The sequence below is a fragment of the Peribacillus sp. FSL K6-1552 genome (genome assembly GCF_038005205.1).
GTDB classification, from domain to species: domain Bacteria; phylum Bacillota; class Bacilli; order Bacillales; family DSM-1321; genus Peribacillus; species Peribacillus butanolivorans.
In genome coordinates this window covers 20,245-45,961 of the sequence record NZ_JBBOST010000001.1, presented here as the reverse complement: position 1 = coordinate 45,961, position 25,717 = coordinate 20,245, and the positions used below count along the sequence as shown (strand labels likewise).

Annotated in this window: 24 protein-coding genes, 3 tRNA genes, 3 rRNA genes, 1 other RNA gene and 1 other annotated feature (1 of these 32 cut by a window edge); of the genes, 4 read left to right on the top strand and 27 right to left on the bottom strand. The window is 41.9% G+C overall.

The window, feature by feature from the left end; genetic code table 11:
* Positions 1-21: 21 nt before the first annotated feature.
* Together NST21_RS00235 and metG are read right to left on the bottom strand one after the other, a co-directional pair.
* Complete coding sequence (locus NST21_RS00235; RefSeq protein ID WP_340887243.1) at positions 22-789, bottom strand: TatD family hydrolase; 768 nt, start codon at positions 787-789, stop codon at positions 22-24.
* A gap of 206 nt (positions 790-995) precedes the next feature.
* Positions 996-2,957 carry a methionine--tRNA ligase gene (gene metG / locus NST21_RS00230; protein ID WP_340887242.1) on the bottom strand — a complete coding sequence of 654 codons (1,962 nt, stop codon included), beginning with the start codon at positions 2,955-2,957 and terminating at the stop codon, positions 996-998.
* A 644-nt stretch (positions 2,958-3,601) separates the two neighbouring features.
* Between metG and NST21_RS00225 the strand changes: the two genes are divergently transcribed.
* The gene (locus NST21_RS00225) at positions 3,602-3,886 is read left to right on the top strand and encodes an AbrB/MazE/SpoVT family DNA-binding domain-containing protein (RefSeq protein WP_056525508.1); all 285 of its coding nucleotides are present in this window, start codon (positions 3,602-3,604) and stop codon (positions 3,884-3,886) included.
* 61 nt (positions 3,887-3,947) lie between these two features.
* On the opposite strand, the gene rsmI is transcribed toward NST21_RS00225, so the two are convergent.
* The 23 genes from rsmI to tadA all read right to left on the bottom strand — a co-directional run bounded on the left by rsmI (position 3,948) and on the right by tadA (position 21,772).
* Positions 3,948-4,829 carry a 16S rRNA (cytidine(1402)-2'-O)-methyltransferase gene (rsmI, locus tag NST21_RS00220; protein ID WP_053349009.1) on the bottom strand — a complete coding sequence of 294 codons (882 nt, stop codon included), beginning with the start codon at positions 4,827-4,829 and terminating at the stop codon, positions 3,948-3,950.
* Positions 4,830-4,832: 3 nt separating this feature from the next.
* Positions 4,833-5,093 carry a GIY-YIG nuclease family protein gene (locus NST21_RS00215; protein ID WP_340887241.1) on the bottom strand — a complete coding sequence of 87 codons (261 nt, stop codon included), beginning with the start codon at positions 5,091-5,093 and terminating at the stop codon, positions 4,833-4,835.
* On the bottom strand, positions 5,080-5,823 hold the full coding sequence (locus NST21_RS00210; RefSeq protein ID WP_340887240.1) for a tRNA1(Val) (adenine(37)-N6)-methyltransferase: 744 nt from the start codon (positions 5,821-5,823) through the stop codon (positions 5,080-5,082). Before NST21_RS00210 ends, NST21_RS00215 begins: the two co-directional genes overlap by 14 nt.
* 178 nt (positions 5,824-6,001) lie before the next feature.
* Positions 6,002-6,340 (bottom strand): DNA replication initiation control protein YabA, encoded by a 339-nt coding sequence (gene yabA / locus NST21_RS00205; RefSeq protein ID WP_207196469.1) that lies wholly within the window; start codon positions 6,338-6,340, stop codon positions 6,002-6,004.
* Between the two features lie 50 nt (positions 6,341-6,390).
* A complete protein-coding gene (locus NST21_RS00200; RefSeq protein WP_053349013.1) occupies positions 6,391-7,221 on the bottom strand; it encodes a PSP1 domain-containing protein in 831 nt (276 codons plus the stop codon).
* 1 nt (position 7,222) lies between these two features.
* On the bottom strand, positions 7,223-8,221 hold the full coding sequence (gene holB, locus NST21_RS00195; protein ID WP_340887239.1) for a DNA polymerase III subunit delta': 999 nt from the start codon (positions 8,219-8,221) through the stop codon (positions 7,223-7,225).
* A gap of 14 nt (positions 8,222-8,235) precedes the next feature.
* Positions 8,236-8,676 carry a YaaR family protein gene (locus tag NST21_RS00190; RefSeq protein WP_340887237.1) on the bottom strand — a complete coding sequence of 147 codons (441 nt, stop codon included), beginning with the start codon at positions 8,674-8,676 and terminating at the stop codon, positions 8,236-8,238.
* 24 nt (positions 8,677-8,700) lie between these two features.
* Positions 8,701-9,030, bottom strand: coding sequence for a cyclic-di-AMP receptor (locus NST21_RS00185; RefSeq protein WP_053349015.1), 330 nt, complete (start codon positions 9,028-9,030; stop codon positions 8,701-8,703).
* A 110-nt stretch (positions 9,031-9,140) separates the two neighbouring features.
* Positions 9,141-9,782 carry a dTMP kinase gene (gene tmk, locus NST21_RS00180; RefSeq protein WP_098177770.1) on the bottom strand — a complete coding sequence of 214 codons (642 nt, stop codon included), beginning with the start codon at positions 9,780-9,782 and terminating at the stop codon, positions 9,141-9,143.
* A 39-nt stretch (positions 9,783-9,821) separates the two neighbouring features.
* Entirely contained in the window at positions 9,822-11,276 is a 1,455-nt protein-coding gene (locus NST21_RS00175; RefSeq protein WP_340887235.1) for an aminotransferase class I/II-fold pyridoxal phosphate-dependent enzyme, read from the bottom strand.
* Between the two features lie 239 nt (positions 11,277-11,515).
* Positions 11,516-11,734, bottom strand: a complete 219-nt coding sequence (locus tag NST21_RS00170; protein WP_082527567.1) for a sigma factor G inhibitor Gin — start codon at positions 11,732-11,734, stop codon at positions 11,516-11,518.
* A 209-nt stretch (positions 11,735-11,943) separates the two neighbouring features.
* Positions 11,944-12,059, bottom strand: a 5S ribosomal RNA gene (gene rrf / locus NST21_RS00165).
* A 61-nt stretch (positions 12,060-12,120) separates the two neighbouring features.
* Positions 12,121-15,053: ribosomal RNA gene (locus NST21_RS00160) — 23S ribosomal RNA — on the bottom strand.
* Between the two features lie 104 nt (positions 15,054-15,157).
* Positions 15,158-15,233 (bottom strand) — tRNA-Ala (locus NST21_RS00155).
* Positions 15,234-15,249: 16 nt separating this feature from the next.
* Positions 15,250-15,326 (bottom strand) — tRNA-Ile (locus tag NST21_RS00150).
* Between the two features lie 117 nt (positions 15,327-15,443).
* Positions 15,444-16,995 (bottom strand): 16S ribosomal RNA (locus NST21_RS00145).
* The 16S, 23S and 5S rRNA genes sit together here with 2 tRNA genes alongside, the layout of an rRNA operon.
* 367 nt (positions 16,996-17,362) lie before the next feature.
* Entirely contained in the window at positions 17,363-17,626 is a 264-nt protein-coding gene (locus tag NST21_RS00140; protein ID WP_056528987.1) for a pro-sigmaK processing inhibitor BofA family protein, read from the bottom strand.
* 114 nt (positions 17,627-17,740) lie between these two features.
* Positions 17,741-17,959, bottom strand: coding sequence for a YaaL family protein (locus NST21_RS00135; RefSeq protein ID WP_053348886.1), 219 nt, complete (start codon positions 17,957-17,959; stop codon positions 17,741-17,743).
* Positions 17,960-17,979: 20 nt separating this feature from the next.
* Positions 17,980-18,576, bottom strand: a complete 597-nt coding sequence (gene recR, locus NST21_RS00130) for a recombination mediator RecR (RefSeq protein WP_053348887.1) — start codon at positions 18,574-18,576, stop codon at positions 17,980-17,982.
* A 60-nt stretch (positions 18,577-18,636) separates the two neighbouring features.
* Positions 18,637-18,954 carry a YbaB/EbfC family nucleoid-associated protein gene (locus tag NST21_RS00125; protein WP_053348895.1) on the bottom strand — a complete coding sequence of 106 codons (318 nt, stop codon included), beginning with the start codon at positions 18,952-18,954 and terminating at the stop codon, positions 18,637-18,639.
* Between the two features lie 21 nt (positions 18,955-18,975).
* Positions 18,976-20,664, bottom strand: a complete 1,689-nt coding sequence (dnaX, locus tag NST21_RS00120) for a DNA polymerase III subunit gamma/tau (RefSeq protein WP_340887234.1) — start codon at positions 20,662-20,664, stop codon at positions 18,976-18,978.
* 186 nt (positions 20,665-20,850) lie between these two features.
* Positions 20,851-21,115: signal recognition particle sRNA large type (ffs, locus tag NST21_RS00115), an RNA gene on the bottom strand.
* 153 nt (positions 21,116-21,268) lie between these two features.
* On the bottom strand, positions 21,269-21,772 hold the full coding sequence (gene tadA / locus NST21_RS00110) for a tRNA adenosine(34) deaminase TadA (RefSeq protein WP_340887232.1): 504 nt from the start codon (positions 21,770-21,772) through the stop codon (positions 21,269-21,271).
* Between the two features lie 140 nt (positions 21,773-21,912).
* Here tadA and NST21_RS00105 point away from each other — a divergent pair, with 140 nt between their 5' ends.
* From NST21_RS00105 to NST21_RS00095, 3 genes are all read left to right on the top strand, one after another.
* A complete protein-coding gene (locus NST21_RS00105) occupies positions 21,913-22,458 on the top strand; it encodes an isochorismatase family cysteine hydrolase (protein ID WP_098178166.1) in 546 nt (181 codons plus the stop codon).
* Positions 22,459-22,647: 189 nt separating this feature from the next.
* On the top strand, positions 22,648-23,307 hold the full coding sequence (locus NST21_RS00100) for a deoxynucleoside kinase (RefSeq protein WP_340887229.1): 660 nt from the start codon (positions 22,648-22,650) through the stop codon (positions 23,305-23,307).
* Positions 23,285-23,956, top strand: coding sequence for a deoxynucleoside kinase (locus tag NST21_RS00095; protein ID WP_340887227.1), 672 nt, complete (start codon positions 23,285-23,287; stop codon positions 23,954-23,956). Before NST21_RS00100 ends, NST21_RS00095 begins: the two co-directional genes overlap by 23 nt.
* A gap of 121 nt (positions 23,957-24,077) precedes the next feature.
* Here NST21_RS00095 and NST21_RS00090 read toward each other — a convergent pair.
* Both NST21_RS00090 and serS read right to left on the bottom strand, forming a co-directional pair.
* Positions 24,078-24,170: transfer RNA gene (locus NST21_RS00090), tRNA-Ser, on the bottom strand.
* Between the two features lie 143 nt (positions 24,171-24,313).
* Entirely contained in the window at positions 24,314-25,591 is a 1,278-nt protein-coding gene (gene serS, locus NST21_RS00085; RefSeq protein WP_056528968.1) for a serine--tRNA ligase, read from the bottom strand.
* Between the two features lie 66 nt (positions 25,592-25,657).
* Positions 25,658-25,717, bottom strand: a binding site (T-box leader); it runs 167 nt beyond the window's last position.

Here is a 25,717-nt window from a genome sequence, read left to right as displayed (position 1 = left end):
AGATAGTGTCCAAAAATGCTGTCAGTTAATGCCGAATAATTTCTTAGCATTGTCCGTCGTCGCTTTAGAAACTTCCTCTACTGAAAGTTGTTTAATTTCAGCGATTTGTTCAGCGACAAGCTTCACATAGGACGGTTCATTACGCTTTCCTCTATAAGGGTGTGGTGCTAAATAGGGGCAGTCTGTTTCGATTAGTAGACGATCTAAAGGTACTGCAGCAGCCACCTCTTTTGGCTTTTTCGCATTTTTAAAGGTTACAGGACCTCCCAATGAAATATAGAAGTTCATATCAATACATTCCATTGCCGTTTCAGCACTACCACTAAAGCAATGCATGATGCCTCCTACTTCTGATGCTTCTTCTTCCTTTAATATGTTCACGATATCCGCGGTCGCTTCCCGGTTATGGATGATAATGGGTAGACCTACCTTTTTAGCCAATTGGATTTGCTTCCTGAACACCTCCATTTGGATAGCTTTCGGTGATTTATCCCAATGATAGTCAAGTCCCATCTCTCCTATAGCCACAACCTTAGGATGAGAGGATAGTTCCTCAATCCATTTTAAGTCTTCTTCTGTCATATCTATCGCATCTACAGGATGCCAACCGACTGCTGCATACATAAACTCATAAGTTTCTATTAATTCCATCGCTCTAGTTATAGTTGGTCGGTCAAACCCGACGACAACCATATTATTCACTCCTGCTTCCTGTGCTCTTTCGATGACGTCTTCGAGGTCCTCGTTGAATTGCTCCGCATTTACATGCACATGTGTATCAAATAACATACTTTTCTTCCTTTCTAGCACTATTTTATAAAAAAATGAGAGTTTTATGTTTCACATTTAGGTAACAAAAATATTACAAATATTCCCTTTGTGTATCAACACCAAATATATGACTAAAAACATAGACCCCATAATAGTTATGTTTTCCAAAAGTATAAAGAAAAAACATAAAAGTGTTTCATATGAAACACTTTTATGTTTTGAGTTTATTTTACCTTCGAACCATTTGGAATGGAGGCATCTATTGTAGCAACAGAGAGAACTCCATCCTGGCTACCTGCCAAAATCATCCCCTGAGAAAGCTCGCCACGAAGCTTCACAGGTTTCAAATTCGTTACACAAATCACTTTTTTCCCTACTAAATCTTCAGGTTTATAGTGTTGGGCAATACCTGAGACAACCTGCCGCTTTTCATATCCTAAATCTAGTTGCAGTTTAAGAAGCTTATCTGTTTTCTTTACTGGCTCTACTTCTATGACCTGAGCTACACGAAGCTCTACTTTTGTAAAGTCATCAATAGTAATTTCATCAACCTCTGGAATAGTCTCTTCTACTTTTTCTGCAACCTTAGGTGTTCCACCCTGCATTTGTTCTTTAATATATAAAACTTCCTCTTCCATATCTAAACGAGGGAAGATTGGATCTCCCTTTAGCACTTTTGTTTCAGAAGGAATCTGACCGAAGTCCGCTAAGCTATCCCACGACTTTAAAATTTCATCCTGGATGTTAAGCTGAGCAAAGATTTTTTCCGGTGTTTGTGTCAAAAATGGTTTCAGAAGGATAGCCGTCCTACGTAAAGATTCTGCCAAATGCACCATAACACTCGCAAGCTCTTCTTTTGTTGCTTCATCTTTTGCAAGCATCCATGGCTGAGTTTCATCGATGAACTTATTTGTTCTGCTGACAAGCTGCCAAATAGATGTTAAAGCAACTGAAAATTCCATGTTCTCCATGGCTTCCTCATACTTGCCCACAGTATCTTGATTCATTTCTAACAGTGCCTTTTCAAACTCATTATTCGAACCTTTGTAACTTGGAATTACACCGTCAAAATACTTATTGACCATTGCTACTGTTCGATTTAATAAGTTTCCTAAATCATTCGCCAGATCAAAATTGATTCTTTCTACAAATCCTTCCGGCGTAAATACTCCATCTGAACCAAATGGAACTTCGCGTAGAAGGTAATAGCGTAATGAATCCAAGCCATATCGATCAATTAATGTAACAGGGTTAACTACATTTCCCTTTGATTTCGACATCTTACCGTCTTTCATGAGCAGCCATCCGTGAGCAAAAACTTTCTTAGGAAGCGGTATGTCCAGAGCCATTAACATAATAGGCCAGTAAATCGTATGGAAACGAACAATTTCCTTTCCGACTAGATGCACATTCGCCGGCCAATAATTCAGGTATTTAGAATCATTATCCGTTCCATACCCTAAAGCTGTAATATAATTAGTCAACGCATCAATCCAGACATAAATAACATGCTTTGGATTTCCTGGTACTTTGATACCCCAATCGAACGTTGTACGGGAAACAGCCAAATCTTCCAATCCTGGTTTAATGAAGTTATTAATCATTTCATTTTTACGAGATTCCGGTTGTATGAACTCTGGATTTTCCTCATAAAACTTTAGCAACCGATCGGCATACTTACTCATCTTAAAGAAATAAGACTCTTCTTTTACCTTTTCAACAGGTCTTCCGCAATCTGGACAGTTTCCATTGCTTTCTTCAACCTGACGTTCCGTGAAGAAAGATTCGCAAGGTGTACAGTATAATCCTTCATATTCGTCCAAGTAAATATCGCCCTGATCAAGTAATTTCTTGAAGATTTTGGCTACCACATCTTTATGACGATCTTCGGTTGTTCTAATGAAATCATCATAAGAGATATCAAGCTTTTGCCAAAGCTCTTTTATTCCTGATACGATATTATCTACATATTGCTGCGGAGTAATTCCCTCTTCCGCCGCTTTACGCTGGATTTTTTGACCGTGTTCATCTGTTCCTGTTAAGTACATCACATCAAAGCCACGCATCCTTTTATAACGAGCCATAGCATCCCCTGCCACTGTCGTATACGCATGCCCTATATGTAAATTACCACTAGGATAATATATGGGTGTTGTAATATAAAATGTTTTTAATTTATCCTGCACTTTATTCCCTCCTCAACTTTTAAAAAACTGGCTTTAGGACTTGGCCAAGCCAATGAGACTACTTTAAAACTATTATCTCTATTTTAACTCTATATACTATTCTACGCGACAAGAATCATTAATCAAATTATCTTGATAATAGAATAAAAAATATTATAAGTAGATACCCCAGTTAAACCTTCGATATCAGGACACACTCTCCCATATTATGTAAGCATTACCTCTTACCTCAACAAAATATACCTAATATTTATTTTTTGTGCAACAAATCACATAATTTAAAGTCTTCCCCAAGAAAATTATCCTTAATTCAGAACTTATACTTTGAAACTAAATTGGATTTAATCATATAATAGAGAAGCGTGTTCTTCATGCGTAGTTTGTCGAATCATGCTGAAGTAAGTAGTTCCTTGTTACTGATTTAATCTTCGCATAAAACGAAATTGCTGGATTTTTCTCTTTCCCAGCCTTTTTACTTCCTTGGGAAGAAAAGCTATACTCTCTTCTTACAAAAAAATGAAAATAAATCATTGACGAATTTGGGAATGGCTGGTATTATAAATTTATAAAAAAATTTGTCGAATATTGGCGAAAAAAATAGAAAATGGGTACTAAATTGTAAACTGAGAGGAGAATTTTCAAAAATGAAATCTACAGGAATCGTTCGTAAAGTTGATGAGTTAGGCCGGGTGGTTATTCCAATCGAGCTTCGCCGTACATTGGGAATCGCTGAGAAAGACGCTCTTGAAATCTATGTTGATGACGAGCGCATCATCTTGAAAAAATACAAACCAAACATGACTTGCCAAGTTACTGGTGAAGTTTCTGATAATAATCTTACACTTGCAAACGGTAAATTAATTCTTAGTCGTGAAGGCGCTGAATTACTTATCCAAGAAATTCAACAAAACTTTTCAACTTCTAAATAAATGATATAAATAAAAAAACTTCCGATCTTCGGAAGTTTTTTTTATTGCTTACTTAAATATATTATTGTTCATCAATGTGGTACGCCTGGTATACGTCGCGTTTTTGTATATTACGGTCTTTTGCGACCTGCTTGATAGCATCCTTGGAGGTAACCTGTTTGGTTTCTATATAATAATTGACATGACCAACAATGTCAAAGGCCATCCACCATGCTTCTTCAGGCTCTTCCTCCAACCATTGCGCCCCTTCTATTATCAAACAGAACTCACCGCGTATCTCGGATTCCACTGCCCACGCCAATGCCTCACTTACCGTCCCACGAATAAACTCTTCAAACTTCTTCGTTAATTCACGGCATAATACAATACGGCGGTCTCCTAGAATTTCATGCATATGTTTTAATGTTTCTTTTAAACGATGTGGCGATTCATAGACAATCCATGTCGCTTCCATTTTTTTTAACTTCTCTAGCTCTTGCTTTTTTTCTTTTGCTCCCCGCTGTAAAAAGCCATAAAAGTAAAAAGGCTGTGGCGCAAGACCCGAAGCAATCAACGCAGTTAATGCAGCATTAGCACCCGGCAATGGGATGACCTTAAACTGCTCAGCAATTGCATCTTTAACCAGTTCATATCCAGGGTCAGAAATTGTCGGCAGTCCAGCATCACTGACTAAGGCTATTACTTCTCCTGAACGAAGCCTCTCAAGCATCTGCTTCCCGCTATATTCCTTATTATGTTCATGGTAACTAACGATAGGGGTCGAAATTTCAAAGTAATTACATAGTTTCTTCGTGTTTCGCGTGTCCTCAGCAGCAATAACATCTGCTTCCTTTAAAATTCTCAAAGCCCGGAAGCTCATATCCTCAAGATTTCCGATCGGTGTAGGAACTAGATATAGGGCCGGCTCCAATCCTTCTTTTTCAAAACTCTTTTGCTGCCACATAGGTTACTTATCCTCCTTTGCCATCCACTTTTGTTTTTGTTTTCTTGTTAATTGCTTAAACAGGTATTCTGCCTGCATGGCTAATGTCTGAGATTCAAACGTTTCATGATAAATCAGTTCAACAGGGGTACGTCCCCGTGTATACTTCGCCCCCTTGCCTTGATTATGCGTGTCGACCCTACGATCTAAGTTATTTGTATACCCTGCATAATAGCTGCCATCCTGGCATTTCAACACATAAAAATAATGCCTATTCTTCTCCATATAAAATCCTTCTGATTTCCGGATTATATTCATTTTGTTCATTATACACAACAAGAGGTGGGAGAATCTTCAAATCAGGGCTTCCGTCCTTTATCCCTTCAATAAGAATCGTATTTGCTTCTTTTGTGCTTTTTGGATAAACAAATTGTAGTCGCTTTGGTTCAATCCTGTACACTCTCATTAAATGTAAAATATCCATTAAACGGCCAGGCCTATGAACGAATGCTGCTTTGCCACCCTGACGCAATAACTGACTTGAGACACGCATTACGTCCTCAAGGTTACACATAATTTCATGCCGAGCAATTGCAAAATGCTCATTTTTATTTATTTCCTCGATCGATGGAGTAGGAAAATAGGGTGGATTACATGTTACCACGTCATATTTACTATACCCTATCTGTTTTGGAATCTCTTTTATATCTCCATGAATCATCTCAATCTGAGAGGATGCGTCATTATAATCTACGCTTCTCTGAGCCATGTCATATAACCGCTCTTGAATCTCGATACCTTTAATTGTTCCTTTCGTTCTTGTGCTCAACAGCAATGGTATAACCCCATTTCCTGAGCAAAGATCGACGAGTTTTCCTTTTTGAATCGGCACGTTTACGAACCTTGATAATAAAACGGCATCTAATGAGAAAGAAAACACCGATGGGCTTTGGATGATTCTTAAATTCTCAGCCAATAGATAATCGAGGCGTTCATCTCCTTTAAGTTCTACCAATGCTGTTACCCTCCTATATATGTATAGAAAAAGCATGTTTAGGGCCCATGCTTTAACATATCTATCGTACAAAAAGGGTCTGACTCATAGTAAGCGTCAGACCCCGAATCACTATATATTGTAAACGGTCTATCTATCACGTAAAAGAGATGGAACATTCTTTTATATTATTCCATTTTCACTTCTTGTTTAAAAAAGATAAACAGAACAGGCAATCTCCTTCTTTTCGTAAACTCCCAAAATGCAGATTACAAATATGGAAGCCTTCTTGATAGATACGGGCTAGATTGTCATAGCCTTCCCCGATATCCATAACCTTTTCCGCACTCGCAGTACGATTTTTTACTTTTTGTTTAACCTTTACAGAAGCAGGTGCACTCTCGACTTCCACAAGGCCTAATCGATGACGTAAGTGCTCGTTTTCCAACTTGAGCGACTGATTTTCCTCGAGAATTTCCGCTAGATTCTGCTTCAATTCACCAAGCTGTTTATATAATTGGCCTATCTGCGTTTCCATATTGGTCACCGACTCAAAAATATCTTTCTTATCCACGCTCTCCCACCACCTTAATAATCTGTGGCTTGAATAGAAACGGCTCCCTCTTTTAGAATCTCATCTAAAGTATACTCTAATACTCTTTCCTGCTCGATTAGTTCAATCTGAAGTACGCGTTCTAGAATATTAAGCCCCACTACCTTGCCTTTGCCACCAGGCGTATTAATCATTTCACCTAAATCAGGAAGCATTTCCTTCGCACTTTCATACTCATCATTTTCATATTTCAGACAGCACATCAATCGACCGCATAATCCTGAGATTTTTGTAGGGTTCAATGATAAATTTTGATCCTTCGCCATTTTGATTGAAACAGGTTCAAAATCACCAAGAAACGTTGAGCAACATAGCATTCTGCCACATGGCCCGATTCCTCCAAGCATTTTTGCCTCATCCCTGACCCCAATTTGGCGCAGTTCAATCCGTGTTCTGAATATGGCAGCTAAATCTTTGACTAAATCTCGGAAATCCACGCGACCATCCGCTGTAAAATAAAATACAACTTTATTTCTGTCGAACGTATATGACACATCTACAAGCTTCATATCCAGCTTATGCTCATCGACCTTTTGACAACATATAGAATAAGCCTCTTCTGCAGCTGCCTTGTTTTCGTCAACAATTAACTTATCTTTTGCATCGGCAACCCGAAGTACCTTTTTCAATGGCAGGACAACATCATTTTCATCTACTTGTTTACGGGCTGTAACAACTTTACCGAATTCAACACCGCGGACAGTCTCCACTATTACAAAATCGTCCTTAGGAATAGCGAATTCACCCGGATCAAAGTAGTATATTTTGCCCGCTTTTTTAAAACGGACACCTACAACATCATACAAATCATGATCCCTCCTGCAAATTCAGCACAAGCTGTTCCATTAACAGCTGTGGATTTGTGTTGGACATCAGCTTCCTTTTTGCTTCCAAAATATACCCCATATGTTCAGCGAGGCGTCTCGGAGAAAGATGAAGAGCGTGAGTTTCAAATTCCTTCAGTTTACTTTGAAATACAACAAGGTCCTTCTTGTCCAACTGAATGTATAATAAATCCTTATATATAAGAAGTAACAAATCAAGACCTCTATCAACCTGTTCTCTTTCTTTAAAGTGTGAAAACCAATCCGTCTGAAGGTATAACAAAGCCTTCAAGGAATTCTGTTTTAACACTTCATATAATTTTACCACTATTTTTTGAGCTTGTACAAACCATTCATCATGGCTAAGTTCGATTCCAGCTTCCACATTCTGTGTTAAATGTGAGATAACCGAGGCAAGCTGCGGATCTAAATCCTGTTCTATCAGCTTCCGCTTTACATTTTCCGGGGATAACGGCTTAAACGAAATCACTTGGCATCTTGATAATATAGTCGGAAGAATTCTCTGAAGCTGTTCGGTCATCAGAATGGCCACAGTATCAGCTGAAGGCTCTTCTAAAAATTTCAATAGGCTGTTTGCTGCCCCGACTGACATTTTATCCGCATCGGCAATCATATAAACTTTCCGATCTGCCTCTACACTTTTCTTCGAGAATTCTTCTTGAAGACTCTTAATTTGTTCCTTTTTGATCGACAGCCCATCCCGCTCAATCAAATGAACATCAGGGTGATTCCCACTTGAAATTCGTTTGCAATTCCGACATTGCTCGCATGGCTTGTAACCTGCTGTCAGGGCCTCACAAAGTAAGCTTTTAGCGAAGGTTTTACTTATATCTTGCTTACCTGCCCCTTTTTCCCCTTCAAATATATACGCATGAGCCACTCTGTTTTTCGTTATGCTGTTTTGAAGCATCGTCATAACTTGTGGCTGAATTTGACTCATGTCTTGCCATGTTTTATCCAACACTATCAACTCACTTAAGTATATAAATTAATCAGAAGTCCTTTAATTTCACCAATCATTTCTAATATTTCGAGCGAGCTCTTCTCTTTATTCAGAATTTCCTCGCTTAATTCAACTAATCTCGCATCGATCGTTTCCACGGTTTTCAATGGTTGGCTTTGACCATATTGGTTCCAGGTCGTAGACTGCTTCAATTCTAGACCATTTTCAACAGCTTCTCGGACAAACCGCTTCACTAACGCTTTATATTTCGCCAATTCTCTAAAGGTACGTGACCGAACCAATCGCTGGCCCGCCCCTTCAATATCACCTATTAAACGGTTTAATGTTTGGATTTGCATCTTTTGATCCTGTGTTTGGACCATTTGTTGAAACCTTCCATTGCCTGTTTGAGCATGTTTGGTATCCTGCTGCGCTTTATCCAGCTTAATTGGGATATCATGGTTGATTTTCATAACGAACCTCCATACAACTAACCGTTAAAATTGTAAAAAGTTTTCAACTGGCAGAACGAATATGGTTGCACCGCCTACTTGAATTTCCACTGGATAAGGTACATAGGATTCGGCATTCCCACCCATCGGTGAAACCGGTGACACTAACTGGGATCGTGATTGACAATTCTGTTTGATAATCTGAATGGCTTGGTCAACACGTGCATCCTCTGTACCAATCATAAAGGTTGTATTTCCTGATTTTAAAAACCCGCCCGTACTGGCAAGCTTGGTTGTCCCGAAATTATTTTCTACTAATTCATTCAGCAGCCGATGACTATCCTTGTCTTGAACGACAGCAATGATCATTTTCATTCTCATCATCCTCCGGTTACTCTGAATTTTCCTAACTCTATTATCTCTATTATAGCAATTAGTCTTTGCTTGGAATAGTGTTCGGTTGAATAATATGGAAATTCAAATAGTTACTGTTCTGTTTTTTCTAAAAACGTCAGTAAGCGGGCTTTCGTTTCCTCAAAAACATCCTCAATTGTCCGGCCCGCATCCACGATAATGAACCGATCTTTCCATCTATTTATTATTAACTGATACCCCTCACATACTTTTTTATGAAAATCTATGGCTTCCAGGTCTAGTCGGTTCACTTCCCGGTCCCCATTGGACTGAATACGTCTCAACCCTTCTTCTGGATCGATATCAAAAAAGAACGTAGCATCCGGCATCATATCTCCAATTGCGAACTTATTGATATTGTATACTTCTTCTATATCTAAGCCTCTTGCATACCCTTGATAGGCCAGAGAACTATCTATAAAACGGTCACACAGAACGATACCTCCTCGCTCTAGCTCCGGAATAACTATCTCAACTAAATGCTGACGCCTTGCAGCTGCATATAATAAAGCCTCTGTTCTTGGGTCCATAGCTGTATTGGCTTTATTCAGGATAACCTCCCTAATTTGCTCGGAAATGGGAACGCCTCCTGGTTCTCGTGTTAATAGGACTTGGTAACCTTCTTCTTGAAGAGCCTTACCGAGCATTTGGATAATTGTTGTTTTCCCAGCTCCCTCAGGTCCTTCCATTGTTATAAAAATACCACGGTTCATCGGTGCACCTCCAAGGTTCTTTGTTTGTAGTATATCATTTTAACCAACCTGCCCGCTTTCATAAACGATTAGCTCTCCGTTTGAAAGGGAGGAACCGCCATGAAATCTTGATCCCAGGTCAAGCAGTCTTTTTAAGTTGAATATATGCTTCGAGGTAATCATTTCCCCGGACATAATTAAAGGGATCCCCGGCGGATAAGGGATGACCATCTCAGCAGATACCTCTCCAACAGCCTGACTTAATACTACGTGTCTCGATTTCCTTTGACCCATTACAGAATATGGCAGTGCAAGGCTTGTCATTGAATTCTCAGCTAGCCAGCTCACTGCTTGATTGCCCTCCCGTCTTCCAGTTTTTTCTTCAGTTACATTTTTTATTTTTTGAACAATTTCTTGAAAAGGAAAATAGTCATTTTTCTTTAATAATGGCAAAATCATTAACAAATTAAAGGGATCAGCTAATTCTGAATAAATACCTTCTGCTTCACACAACTGCTGTAACTCAAACCCACTTAAACCCTTTGTTGATTGAATGACTACTTTTAAAGGGTCTGCTGACGTTCCCGGTGGTGCTTCTAACACCCGTACCGATTGGAGACTAGCTAATTCCCTTCTGAAATCGGATATCCTTTTAATAAGGCAGTTTTGATCTTCTAATGTAAATGAGGCTAAATAAGACCTGGCTAAGTCTAGAGATCCCATAATCGGATAAGAAGGACTGCTTGATTGGAGCATTTGCAAATAGAATGACACCTGATCTATATCTAATAAGGTTGTATTAATATGGAGATAGGAACCCATCGTCATTGCTGGCAGTGTTTTATGAGCCGAGTGAACAACGGCGTCCGCCCCAGCTAAAATTGCTGTTCTAGGAAAGGGACCTCCTAACTGAAAGTGAGCACCATGTGCCTCATCTACCAGCACTGGAATTCCTCTTTGGTGTGCCAACTTCACCATTTCAGAAAGATCTTCACCAAGACCATAATAATTTGGATACGTTACAATGATAGCTTTTACATCTGAATGAACTTCCAGGGCTTCTTCAAATAGTTCCATTCTGACACCACCTGCAACCCCCCATTCCTCATAAAAAATCGGTTGTAAAAAAATCGGTTGTACATTCGCTAACATCAGTCCATGTAAAATTGATTTATGACAGTTCCTTTGAACAAGCACCTTATCTCCTTCCCGGCAGGTGGCAAGGATCATCGCAAGGTTCCCAACAGTTGAACCATTGACTAGAAAATAACTCTTCTGTACACCATATAGATCAGCTAGTAGTTCCTCAGATCTCAAAATAGCACCTTCAGGGGCATGTAAGTCATCTAAACCGCTTAGTTCCGTAGCATCTATTCCCAGTAAGGAGTTATATACTGCTTGGCCTTTATTACTAAACACCCGTCCATTTTTATGCCCTGGGACATGCAGAGATATCGGATTCTTTTTATTAAATGCACTCATTGCATCGAACAATGGCGTCTGTAATTGATTCATTTCTCTCTCTTCCCTCAAATCATAGTATTTTTTCATTTTATCAAAAAAGTTCGATTTAATCTCTTATTGAGACGAGCGGGGTAGCAATTATGTAGGACTACGCTCCGTATATTTGTAATTCTGAAACAAGCACCTGCTGTCTGCAACTATTCTTCTAAAGCCAAAAAAAGAGTTAGAGAATAAGAAACATTCCATTTCTTTATTCTCTAACTCTTCAACTTTCTATAAACTACTATTGCTTAAGAACAAATTTCAGGATTGGTGATTTTTCTTAATTGTTTCAAGTAATATTTATACCTAGGATCGTTTGTATCCGTCCCAATCATATCCCTTTCGCATTCCTCACAAATAAAAGTCGTATATAAGTGTATCCCCATACCTTTTATCTGTTCACAAACCACGCACGATTCCCCTGCCGTTGTTTTGGTTGTTGTTGTCCCCAACATCTCCACCTCCATACCTGCATTCTCCCCAAAAACCATTGTTCGCATACATAACTTTAAATAGTTTAAGAGAACCGGGGCTGCTTTTAACAATGTATGATGAAGGTTTTCAATACGTGTATGTCTCTATAAAAGTTTCCATAATTGATAAACGCTTTATTATTAATGACTTGTTTTTTATTAAACAAAAAAGACCAGCCAGGATGGCTGATCTTTTCAAAATGGCTTGGCGGCGTCCTACTCTCACAGGGGGAAACCCCCAACTACCATCGGCGCTGAAGAGCTTAACTGCCGTGTTCGGAATGGGAACGGGTGTGACCTCTTCGCTATCGCCACCAAACAATAAAGGAACGTTGTTCCTTCAAAACTAGATAATAAGAAGGTATTTCATTTTTTAAAGCGTGGTTAAGTCCTCGATCTATTAGTATCAGTCAGCTCCACATGTCGCCACGCTTCCACCTCTGACCTATCAACCTGATCATCTTTCAGGGATCTTACTAGCTTGCGCTATGGGAAATCTCATCTCGAGGGGGGCTTCATGCTTAGATGCTTTCAGCACTTATCCCGTCCGCACGTAGCTACCCAGCTATGCCTTTGGCAAGACAACTGGTACACCAGCGGTGCGTCCATCCCGGTCCTCTCGTACTAAGGACAGCTCCTCTCAAATTTCCTGCGCCCGCGACGGATAGGGACCGAACTGTCTCACGACGTTCTGAACCCAGCTCGCGTACCGCTTTAATGGGCGAACAGCCCAACCCTTGGGACCGACTACAGCCCCAGGATGCGATGAGCCGACATCGAGGTGCCAAACCTCCCCGTCGATGTGGACTCTTGGGGGAGATAAGCCTGTTATCCCCGGGGTAGCTTTTATCCGTTGAGCGATGGCCCTTCCATGCGGAACCACCGGATCACTAAGCCCGACTTTCGTCCCTGCTCGACTTGTAGGTCTCGCAGTCAAGCTCCCTTGTGCCTTTACACTCTACGAATGATTTCCAACCATTCTGAGGGAACCTTTGGGCGCCTCCGTTACTCTTTAGGAGGCGACCGCCCCAGTCAAACTGCCCACCTGACACTGTCTCCCACCCCGATAAGGGGCGCGGGTTAGAATTTCAATACAGCCAGGGTAGTATCCCACCAACGCCTCCACCGAAGCTAGCGCTCCGGCTTCTCAGGCTCCTACCTATCCTGTACAAGCTGTACCAAAATTCAATATCAGGCTGCAGTAAAGCTCCACGGGGTCTTTCCGTCCTGTCGCGGGTAACCTGCATCTTCACAGGTACTATAATTTCACCGAGTCTCTCGTTGAGACAGTGCCCAGATCGTTACACCTTTCGTGCGGGTCGGAACTTACCCGACAAGGAATTTCGCTACCTTAGGACCGTTATAGTTACGGCCGCCGTTTACTGGGGCTTCGGTTCAAAGCTTCGCTTGCGCTAACCTCTCCCCTTAACCTTCCAGCACCGGGCAGGTGTCAGCCCCTATACTTCGCCTTGCGGCTTCGCAGAGACCTGTGTTTTTGCTAAACAGTCGCCTGGGCCTATTCACTGCGGCTTTTCTGGGCTATTCACCCTAAAAAGCACCCCTTCTCCCGAAGTTACGGGGTCATTTTGCCGAGTTCCTTAACGAGAGTTCTCTCGCACACCTTAGGATTCTCTCCTCGCCTACCTGTGTCGGTTTGCGGTACGGGCACCTTACATCTCACTAGAGGCTTTTCTTGGCAGCGTGGAATCAGGAACTTCGGTACTATATTTCCCTCGCCATCACAGCTCCGCCTTAATGGAAACGGGATTTGCCTCGTTTCCGGCCTAACTGCTTGGACGCGCATATCCAACAGCGCGCTTACCCTATCCTTCTGCGTCCCCCCATCGTTCAAACGATGTATAGGTGGTACAGGAATATCAACCTGTTGTCCATCGCCTACGCCTTTCGGCCTCGGCTTAGGTCCCGACTAACCCTGAGCGGACGAGCCTTCCTCAGGAAACCTTAGGCATTCGGTGGAAGGGATTCTCACCCTTCTTTCGCTACTCATACCGGCATTCTCACTTCTAAGCGCTCCACCAGTCCTTCCGGTCTGACTTCAACGCCCTTAGAACGCTCTCCTACCATCGACACCATACGGTGTCAATCCACAGCTTCGGTGATACGTTTAGCCCCGGTACATTTTCGGCGCGGAGTCACTCGACCAGTGAGCTATTACGCACTCTTTAAATGATGGCTGCTTCTGAGCCAACATCCTGGTTGTCTAAGCAACTCCACATCCTTTTCCACTTAACGTATACTTTGGGACCTTAGCTGGTGGTCTGGGCTGTTTCCCTTTCGACTACGGATCTTATCACTCGCAGTCTGACTCCCAAGAATAAGTATTTGGCATTCGGAGTTTGACTGAATTCGGTAACCCGTTGGGGGCCCCTAGTCCAATCAGTGCTCTACCTCCAATACTCTCATCTTGAGGCTAGCCCTAAAGCTATTTCGGAGAGAACCAGCTATCTCCAGGTTCGATTGGAATTTCTCCGCTACCCACACCTCATCCCCGCACTTTTCAACGTGCGTGGGTTCGGGCCTCCATTCAGTGTTACCTGAACTTCACCCTGGACATGGGTAGATCACCTGGTTTCGGGTCTACGACCTCATACTCATTCGCCCTATTCAGACTCGCTTTCGCTGCGGCTCCGTCTTATCAACTTAACCTCGCATGAAATCGTAACTCGCCGGTTCATTCTACAAAAGGCACGCCATTACCCATTAACGGGCTTTGACTACTTGTAGGCACACGGTTTCAGGATCTATTTCACTCCCCTTCCGGGGTGCTTTTCACCTTTCCCTCACGGTACTGGTTCACTATCGGTCACTAGGTAGTATTTAGCCTTGGGAGATGGTCCTCCCTGCTTCCGACGGGATTTCTCGTGTCCCGCCGTACTCAGGATCCACTCAGGAGGGAACGAAGTTTCAACTACAGGGTTTTTACCTTCTTTGACGGACCTTTCCAGATCACTTCATTTACCCCGTTCCTTTGTAACTCCATGTTGAGTGTCCTACAACCCCAAGAGGCAAGCCTCTTGGTTTGGGCTAATTCCGTTTCGCTCGCCGCTACTCAGGAAATCGCATTTGCTTTCTCTTCCTCCGGGTACTTAGATGTTTCAGTTCCCCGGGTCTGCCTTCAGTACCCTATGTATTCAGGTAAAGATACTGTTCCATTACGAACAGTGGGTTTCCCCATTCGGAAATCTCCGGATCAAAGCTTACTTACAGCTCCCCGAAGCATATCGGTGTTAGTCCCGTCCTTCATCGGCTCCTAGTGCCAAGGCATCCACCGTGCGCCCTTTCTAACTTAACCGTTAAAAAAGATCTTACTGATGCTTTGAAAAAATTAATTGCCTTCTATCTATTATCTAGTTTTCAAGGAACAAGTTGTCCCAATCACAACGTGATTGTTTCAATTGGTGGAGCCTAGCGGGATCGAACCGCTGACCTCCTGCGTGCAAGGCAGGCGCTCTCCCAGCTGAGCTAAGGCCCCATTATAGGGAAATGAATGGTGGGCCTAAATGGACTCGAACCATCGACCTCACGCTTATCAGGCGTGCGCTCTAACCAGCTGAGCTATAGGCCCATTCACATAAAATAATAAGCTTCTGCTTCCCAAGCTTATCGCGGGATTACTATTTAATTGAATGAATTACTCATTCAAAACTGAACAAAACAAAAGCGCTCTCGTATTTATCCTTAGAAAGGAGGTGATCCAGCCGCACCTTCCGATACGGCTACCTTGTTACGACTTCACCCCAATCATCTGTCCCACCTTAGGCGGCTGGCTCCATAAAGGTTACCTCACCGACTTCGGGTGTTACAAACTCTCGTGGTGTGACGGGCGGTGTGTACAAGGCCCGGGAACGTATTCACCGCGGCATGCTGATCCGCGATTACTAGCGATTCCGGCTTCATGTAGGCGAGTTGCAGCCTACAATCCGAACTGAGAATGGCTTTATGGGATTCGCTTACCTTCGCAGGTTTGCAGCCCTTTGTACCATCCATTGTAGCACGTGTGTAGCCCAGGTCATAAGGGGCATGATGATTTGACGTCATCCCCACCTTCCTCCGGTTTGTCACCGGCAGTCACCTTAGAGTGCCCAACTGAATGCTGGCAACTAAGATCAAGGGTTGCGCTCGTTGCGGGACTTAACCCAACATCTCACGACACGAGCTGACGACAACCATGCACCACCTGTCACTCTGTCCCCCGAAGGGGAACGCCCTATCTCTAGGGTTGTCAGAGGATGTCAAGACCTGGTAAGGTTCTTCGCGTTGCTTCGAATTAAACCACATGCTCCACCGCTTGTGCGGGCCCCCGTCAATTCCTTTGAGTTTCAGCCTTGCGGCCGTACTCCCCAGGCGGAGTGCTTAATGCGTTAGCTGCAGCACTAAAGGGCGGAAACCCTCTAACACTTAGCACTCATCGTTTACGGCGTGGACTACCAGGGTATCTAATCCTGTTTGCTCCCCACGCTTTCGCGCCTCAGTGTCAGTTACAGACCAGAAAGTCGCCTTCGCCACTGGTGTTCCTCCAAATCTCTACGCATTTCACCGCTACACTTGGAATTCCACTTTCCTCTTCTGCACTCAAGTTCCCCAGTTTCCAATGACCCTCCACGGTTGAGCCGTGGGCTTTCACATCAGACTTAAGGAACCACCTGCGCGCGCTTTACGCCCAATAATTCCGGACAACGCTTGCCACCTACGTATTACCGCGGCTGCTGGCACGTAGTTAGCCGTGGCTTTCTGGTTAGGTACCGTCAAGGTACCAGCAGTTACTCTGGTACTTGTTCTTCCCTAACAACAGAACTTTACGACCCGAAGGCCTTCTTCGTTCACGCGGCGTTGCTCCGTCAGACTTTCGTCCATTGCGGAAGATTCCCTACTGCTGCCTCCCGTAGGAGTCTGGGCCGTGTCTCAGTCCCAGTGTGGCCGATCACCCTCTCAGGTCGGCTACGCATCGTCGCCTTGGTGAGCCATTACCTCACCAACTAGCTAATGCGCCGCGGGCCCATCTATAAGTGACAGCTAGAGGCCGTCTTTCCATCTTCTCTCATGCGAGAAAAGAACGTATCCGGTATTAGCTCCGGTTTCCCGAAGTTATCCCAGTCTTATAGGCAGGTTGCCCACGTGTTACTCACCCGTCCGCCGCTAATCTCAGGGAGCAAGCTCCCATCGATTCGCTCGACTTGCATGTATTAGGCACGCCGCCAGCGTTCGTCCTGAGCCAGGATCAAACTCTCCGAAGAAATGTTTGACTTGCTCATTTTGCTTTTTTGATAGTGTGTGCTCACTTTTAAAAATTAACGTTGGCGCTTTGTTTTGTTCAGTTTTCAAAGAGCAATTTCAGTGTCGTTTATCTCGTAAGCGACTTCATTATCTTACCATCCATTTAATCTTATGTCAACATTTATTTTATATTGTTTTTTCGATTGAATGTTATGGTTGTCGTTGTTGGCGACTCCTAATATATTATCAGTTTGTTTATTTCTCGTCAATAGTTAAATCAAGATTTTGCAAAAAAACATTAATACACTTCTAACTTATATATAGATAAAAGCCTCAAGACAATATCCTTGAGGCTTTTATTGCCTTTAATATTCAATCAGATTCCCCTTAAATAATCCAGTAACCAATGGCAGCCAACGCCGCGACTCCCGGTATTCCAAGCAGACCGGCAACTGCTGAAGTGGCGAGATTAATGGGTACATGAATGCCCGCTTGATTCCCTAGCGTATTCAAAAAAAACAGAAAGACCGCACCAATAATAATCTTTATTACCCCCTGCCCTAGAAACCGAATGGGTTTTATAGGTGCACCGATAATGAGGAGCATTAAGATCAAGCCTCCAACTACGGCAACAAAAACAACTGGTTCCACAACTCATTCCTCCCCGTAAGCTTGTACTACACTTATATGAAGGGAGTCTTGGTTTAAGAACTCAACCCAATAAAAAGTGGTTATAAAGGGTATTCCTTTATAACCACTCTGCTATTATCGTTGAATGCGGACGTTTCTTCTTTTTACTTCTCTAAATAAGTAAAAATATTTTACTTCCGCTAGTCTTGCTTGTGCAATTACTTCCTCAGATGGGTCTACGCTTTTTTCAAGTAAAGATTTTTGATTATGCCAATTCCGTTTCAATTGTTCAAGCTCTTCAATTAATGCCTCATTGAATTCATTTCGAAGTCGCTTTTTTTTACGAAAGAACAAGTGAAGTCCTCCCAGCTATCTTATATTTCTCTTCTTCCTTCTATTGCTTTTGATAGCGTCACTTCATCCGCATACTCCAGATCTCCGCCAACAGGAAGTCCATGGGCAATTCTTGTCACCTTAATCCCTGAAGGTCTGAGCAGCCGCGAAATATACATGGCAGTTGCTTCTCCTTCAATATTAGGATTAGTAGCCAAAATGACCTCCTGCACTGTTTCGTCCTGCAGGCGCTTTAATAAATCGGGAATATTTATATCTTCCGGACCGATTCCGTCCATCGGTGAAATACTGCCATGTAGTACATGGTATAAGCCATTGAACTCTCTCATTTTTTCCATCGCTATTACATCTTTTGGGTCCTGTACGACACAGATTAAACTTCTATCTCTCCTTTGATCCTCGCAGATATAACAGGGATCCTGATCTGTGATATGACCACAGACTGAACAATACGTCAGATTCCGCTTAGCATTTACCAGCGCTTTTGCAAAATCCAAAACAGTATCTTCCTTCATACTTAACACATGAAAGGCTAATCGCGCAGCCGTTTTCGGCCCAATCCCCGGCAATTTCATAAAGCTGTCAATAAGCTTGGAAATCGGTTCTGGATAATGCATCAAATTCCTCCTAAAAATTTCAAAAGAAACCTCCTGAAAGGAAGTTTCTTTTGAACTTGCTTAAAACATACCTGGAAGGTTCATTCCTTTAGTAAATTGCCCCATCGTCTGGTTTGTCAGTTCTTCTGCTTTTTTCAGAGCATCATTGGTAGCAGCTAATACTAAATCCTGAAGCATATCGATATCATCTGGGTCAACAACTTCTGGTTTGATGATTACATCAACTATTTCTTTATGGCCTGTCACGATAACTGTTACCATTCCACCGCCTGCAGTACCTTCAATCTTTTTTTCACCTAGCTCTTCTTGTGCCTCTGCCATCTTCTTTTGCATCTTCTGCATTTGTTTCATCATGTTTTGCATATTACCACCGCGCATACCCATTTTTCCTACCTCCAATTATTCTTTAATTTCAAGTAAATCATCGCCGACTAATTTTCTAGCCTCTGCTATAAAGGGGTCTTCTTCTTTTGATTCCGTTTCTTCTGTACCTTCGAACTGCTGTGTTGAAATAAAGTCCTCCCGCAACCTCTGCCATTGGCTCTCTGGAACTCCAGCTATCTCCATACGCCGACCAGTTAATTGCTGCATGATTGAGGCAATCACTTCCACGAAACGGTTATTTTCCATTGCCATTTGACAATGGATATCATATTTGAATTTTACCACAAAAGCCTCAGTTGACGCAGCAACAGGTTCTGCTTCCGTTAATAAAGCTGCTAATGACTTTTGGTTTTGCTGACCTAATTGTTCAAGTACTTCGCCCCACTTGCTTTTCACTACATTCAAATCTGGTTTCGTTGCTTGTTTTAAAACTTGATTAATCTTGCCTGTTGGCGCTTTATAAGCCTTTTTTATAACCCGCTGTGATTTTACCTGTTCTGCAGGCTTTTCTGCCACAGCCGCTGAGATGCCACTTCTCTGTATTTCCTGTAATTTAACTTCCAAATCCTCTATTTTCTGAAGCAATTGTTGAATCTGCCCATTGTCCATTTGATTTGATCTCTGCTCATTACATAATTTCACAAGGGCCACTTCAAGGAAAATTCTTGGATGATTTGTCCATTTCATATCCTGCTGTGTTTGATTAAAACTTTCAATAATGGAATAAATCGATTCAGAAGAGATGACTTCTGATAATTCTTTAAATTGCGGATCGATTAACACACGCTCAAAGGATTCAGCGAGAGCTGGTGCTGTTTGGTACAACAACATATCACGGAAATAATAAATCATGTCTTCAATAAACCGAGCTGGGTCTTTTCCCATAGCCAACAATTCATCAAGTACTTCAAGTGCCACTGCTACTTCTTTATCATAAATTGATTTTGCCAACCGACTTAAGAATGCCTGCGAAACAGAACCAGTGACAGTCAATGCATCTTCTACAGATACCGTCTCTGAACTGAATGAAATTGCCTGATCAAGCAAGCTTAGCGCATCACGCATCCCGCCTTCAGCTGCTCTCGCAATAATATGCAAGGCCTGTTCATCACATGAAACCCCTGTTTCAGCAATGATTTGAGCCATACGCCCAACAATATCCTGCGGCTGAATTCTTTTGAAATCAAACCGTTGACAACGCGAAATAATCGTTAGCGGAATCTTATGAGGTTCAGTCGTTGCTAATATAAAAATAACGTGCTTTGGCGGTTCTTCCAATGTTTTTAATAACGCATTGAAGGCCCCTTGTGAAAGCATATGTACCTCATCAATAATATAAACTTTATATGTAGCCGCATTCGGTGCATATTTGACCTTATCACGAATGTCACGGATTTCTTCGACACCATTATTGGATGCTGCATCAATTTCAATAACATCTGATATGGAGCCATCAGTGATTCCGCGGCAGGTAGCACATTCGTTACAGGGTTCACTTATCGGGGCATGCTCACAATTCACTGCTTTTGCAAGAATTTTGGCAGCGCTCGTTTTCCCTGTCCCACGTGGACCGGAGAATAAATAGGCATGCGAAACCTTTTGCCCGATTAGGGCATTCTGCAACGTTTTTGTTACATGTTCCTGCCCAACTACATCAATAAATTGTTGTGGCCGCCATACCCGGTATAATGCTTGATACCCCACGGAAATCCCTCCTTATTTTCTCCATCTTGTTTATTATACATTACTGATTTCCTTATTTTCAAAGTCAGCTTAAAGAAAACTCACTGATTGTCATATTCTTTTCAAGATTTACAACTAATTTAACTTCTTAACGTGCAAAAAAACTCACCCGATACGAATGAGTTTTTTGATTATGTAAAATAACTGCCGTGCACCTTCTGTCGATTAGCAACCATAAGCGTTACTTAAGCAGTTAGCTCGGCCCAGGCAACCCTGCGGCACATGAGAACTTCCACTTAATGCTGCTTCCTTCCGGACCTGACATGGTTCATGGAGACCCATTGCGCAGGACCCGGGCGTCAACACCACTTACTTAAGGCAGACCCTACAGTACGCTAACCTCGAGAAGGAATTCAACCTCGCTAGAGCGGATTGCGAGTACAGGGCACCGCTACCTCCCCGTCTAGCACGGCAAATGTAATACCAATTTTCATAGCGTCATATCGACGCATAATTCATTATACTAAGGTAACAAAAAAAACGCAAGCCTTGTTCATTGAACTGTCTATTTCCCTAATCTTTAGATAAGGAAAAGGCAGGCACAGCAAGTATTCAGAGAAGGTTATTAATTTTCTTCCAAATTTTTAAGTGCTTTTTCCTTTTTCAAGGTTTTCTTTCGATTCCTAAGCTCTTTAAAAAAGGCTGTCAGGATCCCTCCGCACTCGTCCCGCAACACACCGCTTGTAACCTCACATTGATGGTTGAAGCGTTCGTCTTGAAGTAAATCCATAAATGTCCCTGCACAGCCTGCCTTTGGATCATGGGCGCCAAAAACGACCCTTTTCACCCTCGATTGCAGAATAGCCCCAGCACACATAGGGCAAGGTTCCAACGTTACATAAAGTGTCGCCTTCTCAAGGCGCCAACTACCAAGTGAACCACAAGCCTCATTAATCGCAAGTAACTCCGCGTGGGCAGTAGCATTCTGCTCTGTTTCCCGCAGGTTATGCCCCCTCGAAACTATTTGATCATCTATCACAATTAAAGCTCCAATCGGCACTTCGTTCAACATCTGCGCCTTTTCAGCTTCCTTTAAAGCCAATTTCATGTAATAGGCATCATCTTTCATAAAAAAACCCCCTCATATTAAGTAGGAGTAAACAGACAAATATAAGACAAAATAAAGGTCATACTACTTATTCTAATGAATAGTAACGCAAGCGACCTACCGGCTGCAAGTAAATTCAAACAATATAAGGAGGATATACTATGAATAAATCTACTTCCCCTTCCTTTGCTTTGCTTATCATTGATATAATTAATGATTTTAATTTCAATCACGGTGACATGCTCCTTGAACATACGAAGCTTATCATCGAGCCAATACTGAAGTTGAAAAAGCACATGAAAGAAAAGGGATTCCCTATCATTTATATCAATGACCATTATGATTTATGGCAGGCTGACTTCGATAAGATTATCGACACCTGTAAAAATACAGGAAATGCTCAGCTAATTGAAAAAATCAAACCACAAAAAGATGAGTTCTTTCTCATCAAACCGAAGCATTCGGCTTTTTATGGGACTGCCCTCAATACACTGCTTAAACAACTGAAGGTGGAAACCTTAATACTTACCGGCATTGCTGGTAACATCTGTGTGTTATTCACGGCTAATGATGCCTATATGCGAGAGTACCAATTATGGATCCCTGAGGATTGTATCGCTTCTGCATCAAAAGAAGATAACCTTTATGCGTTAACAATGATGAATCATGTTCTCAAAGCTTCCACACAAAAAAGCGGAGACGTTTAGATTGAAAGACTCCGCCCAACTAGGCACTGACATTCCACTACCCTCGCATGACACTCCTAAATTCTCCTTCATTAACACCGGACAAAAATATCACTTAAGCTTCAAGTCTGTGATACAATATCTCTTGGCTGAAAAACCTAATAAACTGGGAGTTTCAGTCCGATACCTCATTGAAGGAGGACAGAATGGATGAAAACCACCCCATTTATCACTGTCGAAGGTCCAATCGGTGTAGGGAAAACATCACTAGCAAAAGTTATCGCTGACCATTTCCAAATTTCACTATTAAAGGAAATTGTTGATGAGAATCCATTTCTCGGGAAATTTTATAACAATATCGATGAGTGGAGCTTTCAAACAGAAATGTTTTTTCTATGTAACCGTTACAAGCAATTAGAAGATATTGAAACGAAGTTCCTTACTAATGACCAAGCCGTAGTGGCTGATTACCATATATTCAAGAACTTAATATTTGCTGAACGTACGTTAAAAAACGGACAATACAATAAATACCTTGAAATATTCAATATCTTAACTCGAGATATGCCAAAACCAAATATGGTTATTTATTTAAACGCAAGTATAGATACTCTTCTGTCCCGAATCGGCAAAAGAGGACGTGAATTCGAAAAAAACATCAGCTCCCATTATTTAGAGCAGTTATCTTCGGATTATCAAACATTTATGGAAACGTTTGAGAAACAGCACCCTGACATACCTGTTCTTACATTTAATGGAGATGAATTGGACTTCGTTGGGAATAGGAATGACTTGAACACGATAATCATCCAAATAGAGAATGCCCTGCAAAAAGGAGTACAGCCACATGAACTTACGAAAGAAGTATAATATTCCAAACAACGCCGTCATTACGATAGCAGGGACGGTTGGTGTAGGTAAATCGACCATGACCAATGCATTAGCGAATGCCCTACAATTTAGGACATCTTTTGAAAAGGTTGATACGAACCCCTACCTGGATAAATTTTACGATGATTTTGATCGTTGGAGTTTCCACCTGCAAATCTACTTCCTCGCTGAACGGTTTAAAGAGCAGAAAAAAATCTTTGAATATGGCGGCGGTTTTATCCAAGATCGTTCCATCTACGAAGACACAGGAATTTTTGCAAAGATGCATTATGAAAAAGGGACAATGAACGAAGTAGACTACGAAACGTACACAAGCCTATTCAACGCGATGGTAATGACACCCTACTTCCCTCATCCTGACTTGCTTATCTATCTCGAGGGATCACTTGATGATATCCTCGACCGGATCCAAGAACGGGGGCGGCCAATGGAACAGCACACTCCTATTGAGTATTGGAAGGAAATGCACGGCCGTTACGAAGAATGGATTGATCAATTTAATGCATGTCCAGTCCTTCGATTAAATATTAATGAATATGACCTTATGCAAGATGAGAATAGTATTGAACCTCTTATAAAACGGATCGCAGAATATATGGAGCAAACCAGATTATTACGAAAAATATAAAAAATAAAAACCACCGGGAATTCCGGTGGTTTTTATTATATTAGAAAACAAAAATCCCGTTACATTTCTGTAACGGAATTCAACGATATCCAATTTATGCGCTGTGGTTATTAATAAGTTATGGAGGAGGTAGAGGGATTCGAACCCCCGCGGGATTTGACTCCCCTGTCGGTTTTCAAGACCGATCCCTTCAGCCGAACTTGGGTATACCTCCGTATCAACATTTATTATAATACATTGAATCAAAATCAAAGTCAAGCACTCTTAGAACATTTTTTTAAAATAATTATTAAACCAGATAAAAAAAAGAACAGCTTCTCTATTACGAGAAACTGTTCCTTTTATACTTTTGAAACATTATGGTTTAATGACTTCCGCACCGCGCATATAAGGTCGTAATACTTCAGGGATGACAACACTGCCATCTTCCTGCTGATAATTTTCCAATAGTGCGGCAACTGTCCGGCCGATTGCCAATCCTGACCCATTTAGTGTATGAATATGTTCTGGTTTCCCTTTAACATCACGGCGGAAACGGATATTAGCCCGTCTAGCCTGGAATGCTTCGAAGTTACTACAAGAAGAAATTTCGCGATACGTTCCATAGCTCGGGATCCAGACTTCGATATCATACTTTTTCGCAGCAGTGAAACCAAGATCGCCTGTACACATGCTTAATACTCGATAAGGAAGGCCTAGCAATTGAAGGACTTTTTCAGCATGTCCTGTAAGGTTTTCCAATTCTGCATAAGAGTCTTCTGGCTTTACAAACTTCACTAATTCCACTTTATTAAACTGGTGCTGGCGAATTAACCCACGAGTATCGCGACCAGCAGAACCTGCTTCTGAACGGAAAGATGCACTGTATGCTGCATAGCTTATCGGCAGATCGTCTATGCTTAGGATTTCATCACGATGGAAATTTGTCACAGGCACTTCAGCTGTTGGAATCAAGAAATAATCGTCGCTCTCAATACGGAAAGCATCTTCCTCGAATTTAGGTAACTGACCTGTGCCTGTCATGCTTGCACGGTTCACCATATATGGAGGCAGCATTTCTTCATATCCATGTTCTTCAACATGAAGGTCGAGCATAAAACTAATTAACGCACGCTCTAAACGAGCACCGAGACCTCTATAAAAAACAAATCGGCTTCCGGTTACTTTTGCTGCCCGTTCAAAATCAAGGATTCCTAAATCTCCAGCCACATCCCAATGTGGTTTCGGTTCAAACTTAAATTGCGGCAATTCGCCCCATTTACGGATTTCAACATTATCATCTTCCGTTTCACCCACTGGTACACTTTCATGTGGAATATTAGGGATAGAAAGCAGCAGCGTTCCTAACTGGGATTCTACTTCACGAAGTTCATCATCAAATCCTTTGATTTGATCACCAACCTCACGCATTTCCACAATCAACTGGTCTGCATCTTTTTTCTCCCGTTTCAATACAGCTACTTGCTGTGAAACTTCATTCCGTTTACTTTTCAGTTTTTCTGTATCAGCAATTAAAGATCGACGCTTCACGTCTAACTCCTCAAATTTACCTAAATCAGTTAAATCTTCTCCTCTAAATTGCAGAACACGTTTCACTTCTTCAAAATTATTTCGTACATATTTCAAATCCAACATTTACAGTTCCTCCTCATTTATGATTTGATAATTTATCAGAGAACGCAAAAAACTCCCGTCCCCTGAAGAAGGGACGAGAGTTAACCCGCGTTGCCACCCTAGTTGAAGGCATATGAAAAACACCTT

Coding starts and splice junctions, on each gene's coding strand:
- NST21_RS00100 (WP_340887229.1), top strand. CDS start 22,648: ATGAAAACCACCCCATTTATCACTGTCGAAGGTCCAATCGGTGTAGGG.
- NST21_RS00105 (WP_098178166.1), top strand. CDS start 21,913: ATGAATAAATCTACTTCCCCTTCCTTTGCTTTGCTTATCATTGATATA.
- recR (WP_053348887.1), bottom strand. CDS start 18,576: ATGCATTATCCAGAACCGATTTCCAAGCTTATTGACAGCTTTATGAAA.
- NST21_RS00175 (WP_340887235.1), bottom strand. CDS start 11,276: ATGAATCAATTACAGACGCCATTGTTCGATGCAATGAGTGCATTTAAT.
- yabA (WP_207196469.1), bottom strand. CDS start 6,340: ATGGAAACGCAGATAGGCCAATTATATAAACAGCTTGGTGAATTGAAG.
- NST21_RS00215 (WP_340887241.1), bottom strand. CDS start 5,093: ATGGAGAAGAATAGGCATTATTTTTATGTGTTGAAATGCCAGGATGGC.
- NST21_RS00185 (WP_053349015.1), bottom strand. CDS start 9,030: ATGAAAATGATCATTGCTGTCGTTCAAGACAAGGATAGTCATCGGCTG.
- tmk (WP_098177770.1), bottom strand. CDS start 9,782: ATGAACCGTGGTATTTTTATAACAATGGAAGGACCTGAGGGAGCTGGG.
- NST21_RS00225 (WP_056525508.1), top strand. CDS start 3,602: ATGAAATCTACAGGAATCGTTCGTAAAGTTGATGAGTTAGGCCGGGTG.
- tadA (WP_340887232.1), bottom strand. CDS start 21,772: ATGAAAGATGATGCCTATTACATGAAATTGGCTTTAAAGGAAGCTGAA.
- NST21_RS00095 (WP_340887227.1), top strand. CDS start 23,285: ATGAACTTACGAAAGAAGTATAATATTCCAAACAACGCCGTCATTACG.
- NST21_RS00235 (WP_340887243.1), bottom strand. CDS start 789: ATGTTATTTGATACACATGTGCATGTAAATGCGGAGCAATTCAACGAG.
- NST21_RS00190 (WP_340887237.1), bottom strand. CDS start 8,676: ATGAAAATCAACCATGATATCCCAATTAAGCTGGATAAAGCGCAGCAG.
- serS (WP_056528968.1), bottom strand. CDS start 25,591: ATGTTGGATTTGAAATATGTACGAAATAATTTTGAAGAAGTGAAACGT.
- NST21_RS00170 (WP_082527567.1), bottom strand. CDS start 11,734: ATGGAGGTGGAGATGTTGGGGACAACAACAACCAAAACAACGGCAGGG.
- NST21_RS00125 (WP_053348895.1), bottom strand. CDS start 18,954: ATGCGCGGTGGTAATATGCAAAACATGATGAAACAAATGCAGAAGATG.
- rsmI (WP_053349009.1), bottom strand. CDS start 4,829: ATGTGGCAGCAAAAGAGTTTTGAAAAAGAAGGATTGGAGCCGGCCCTA.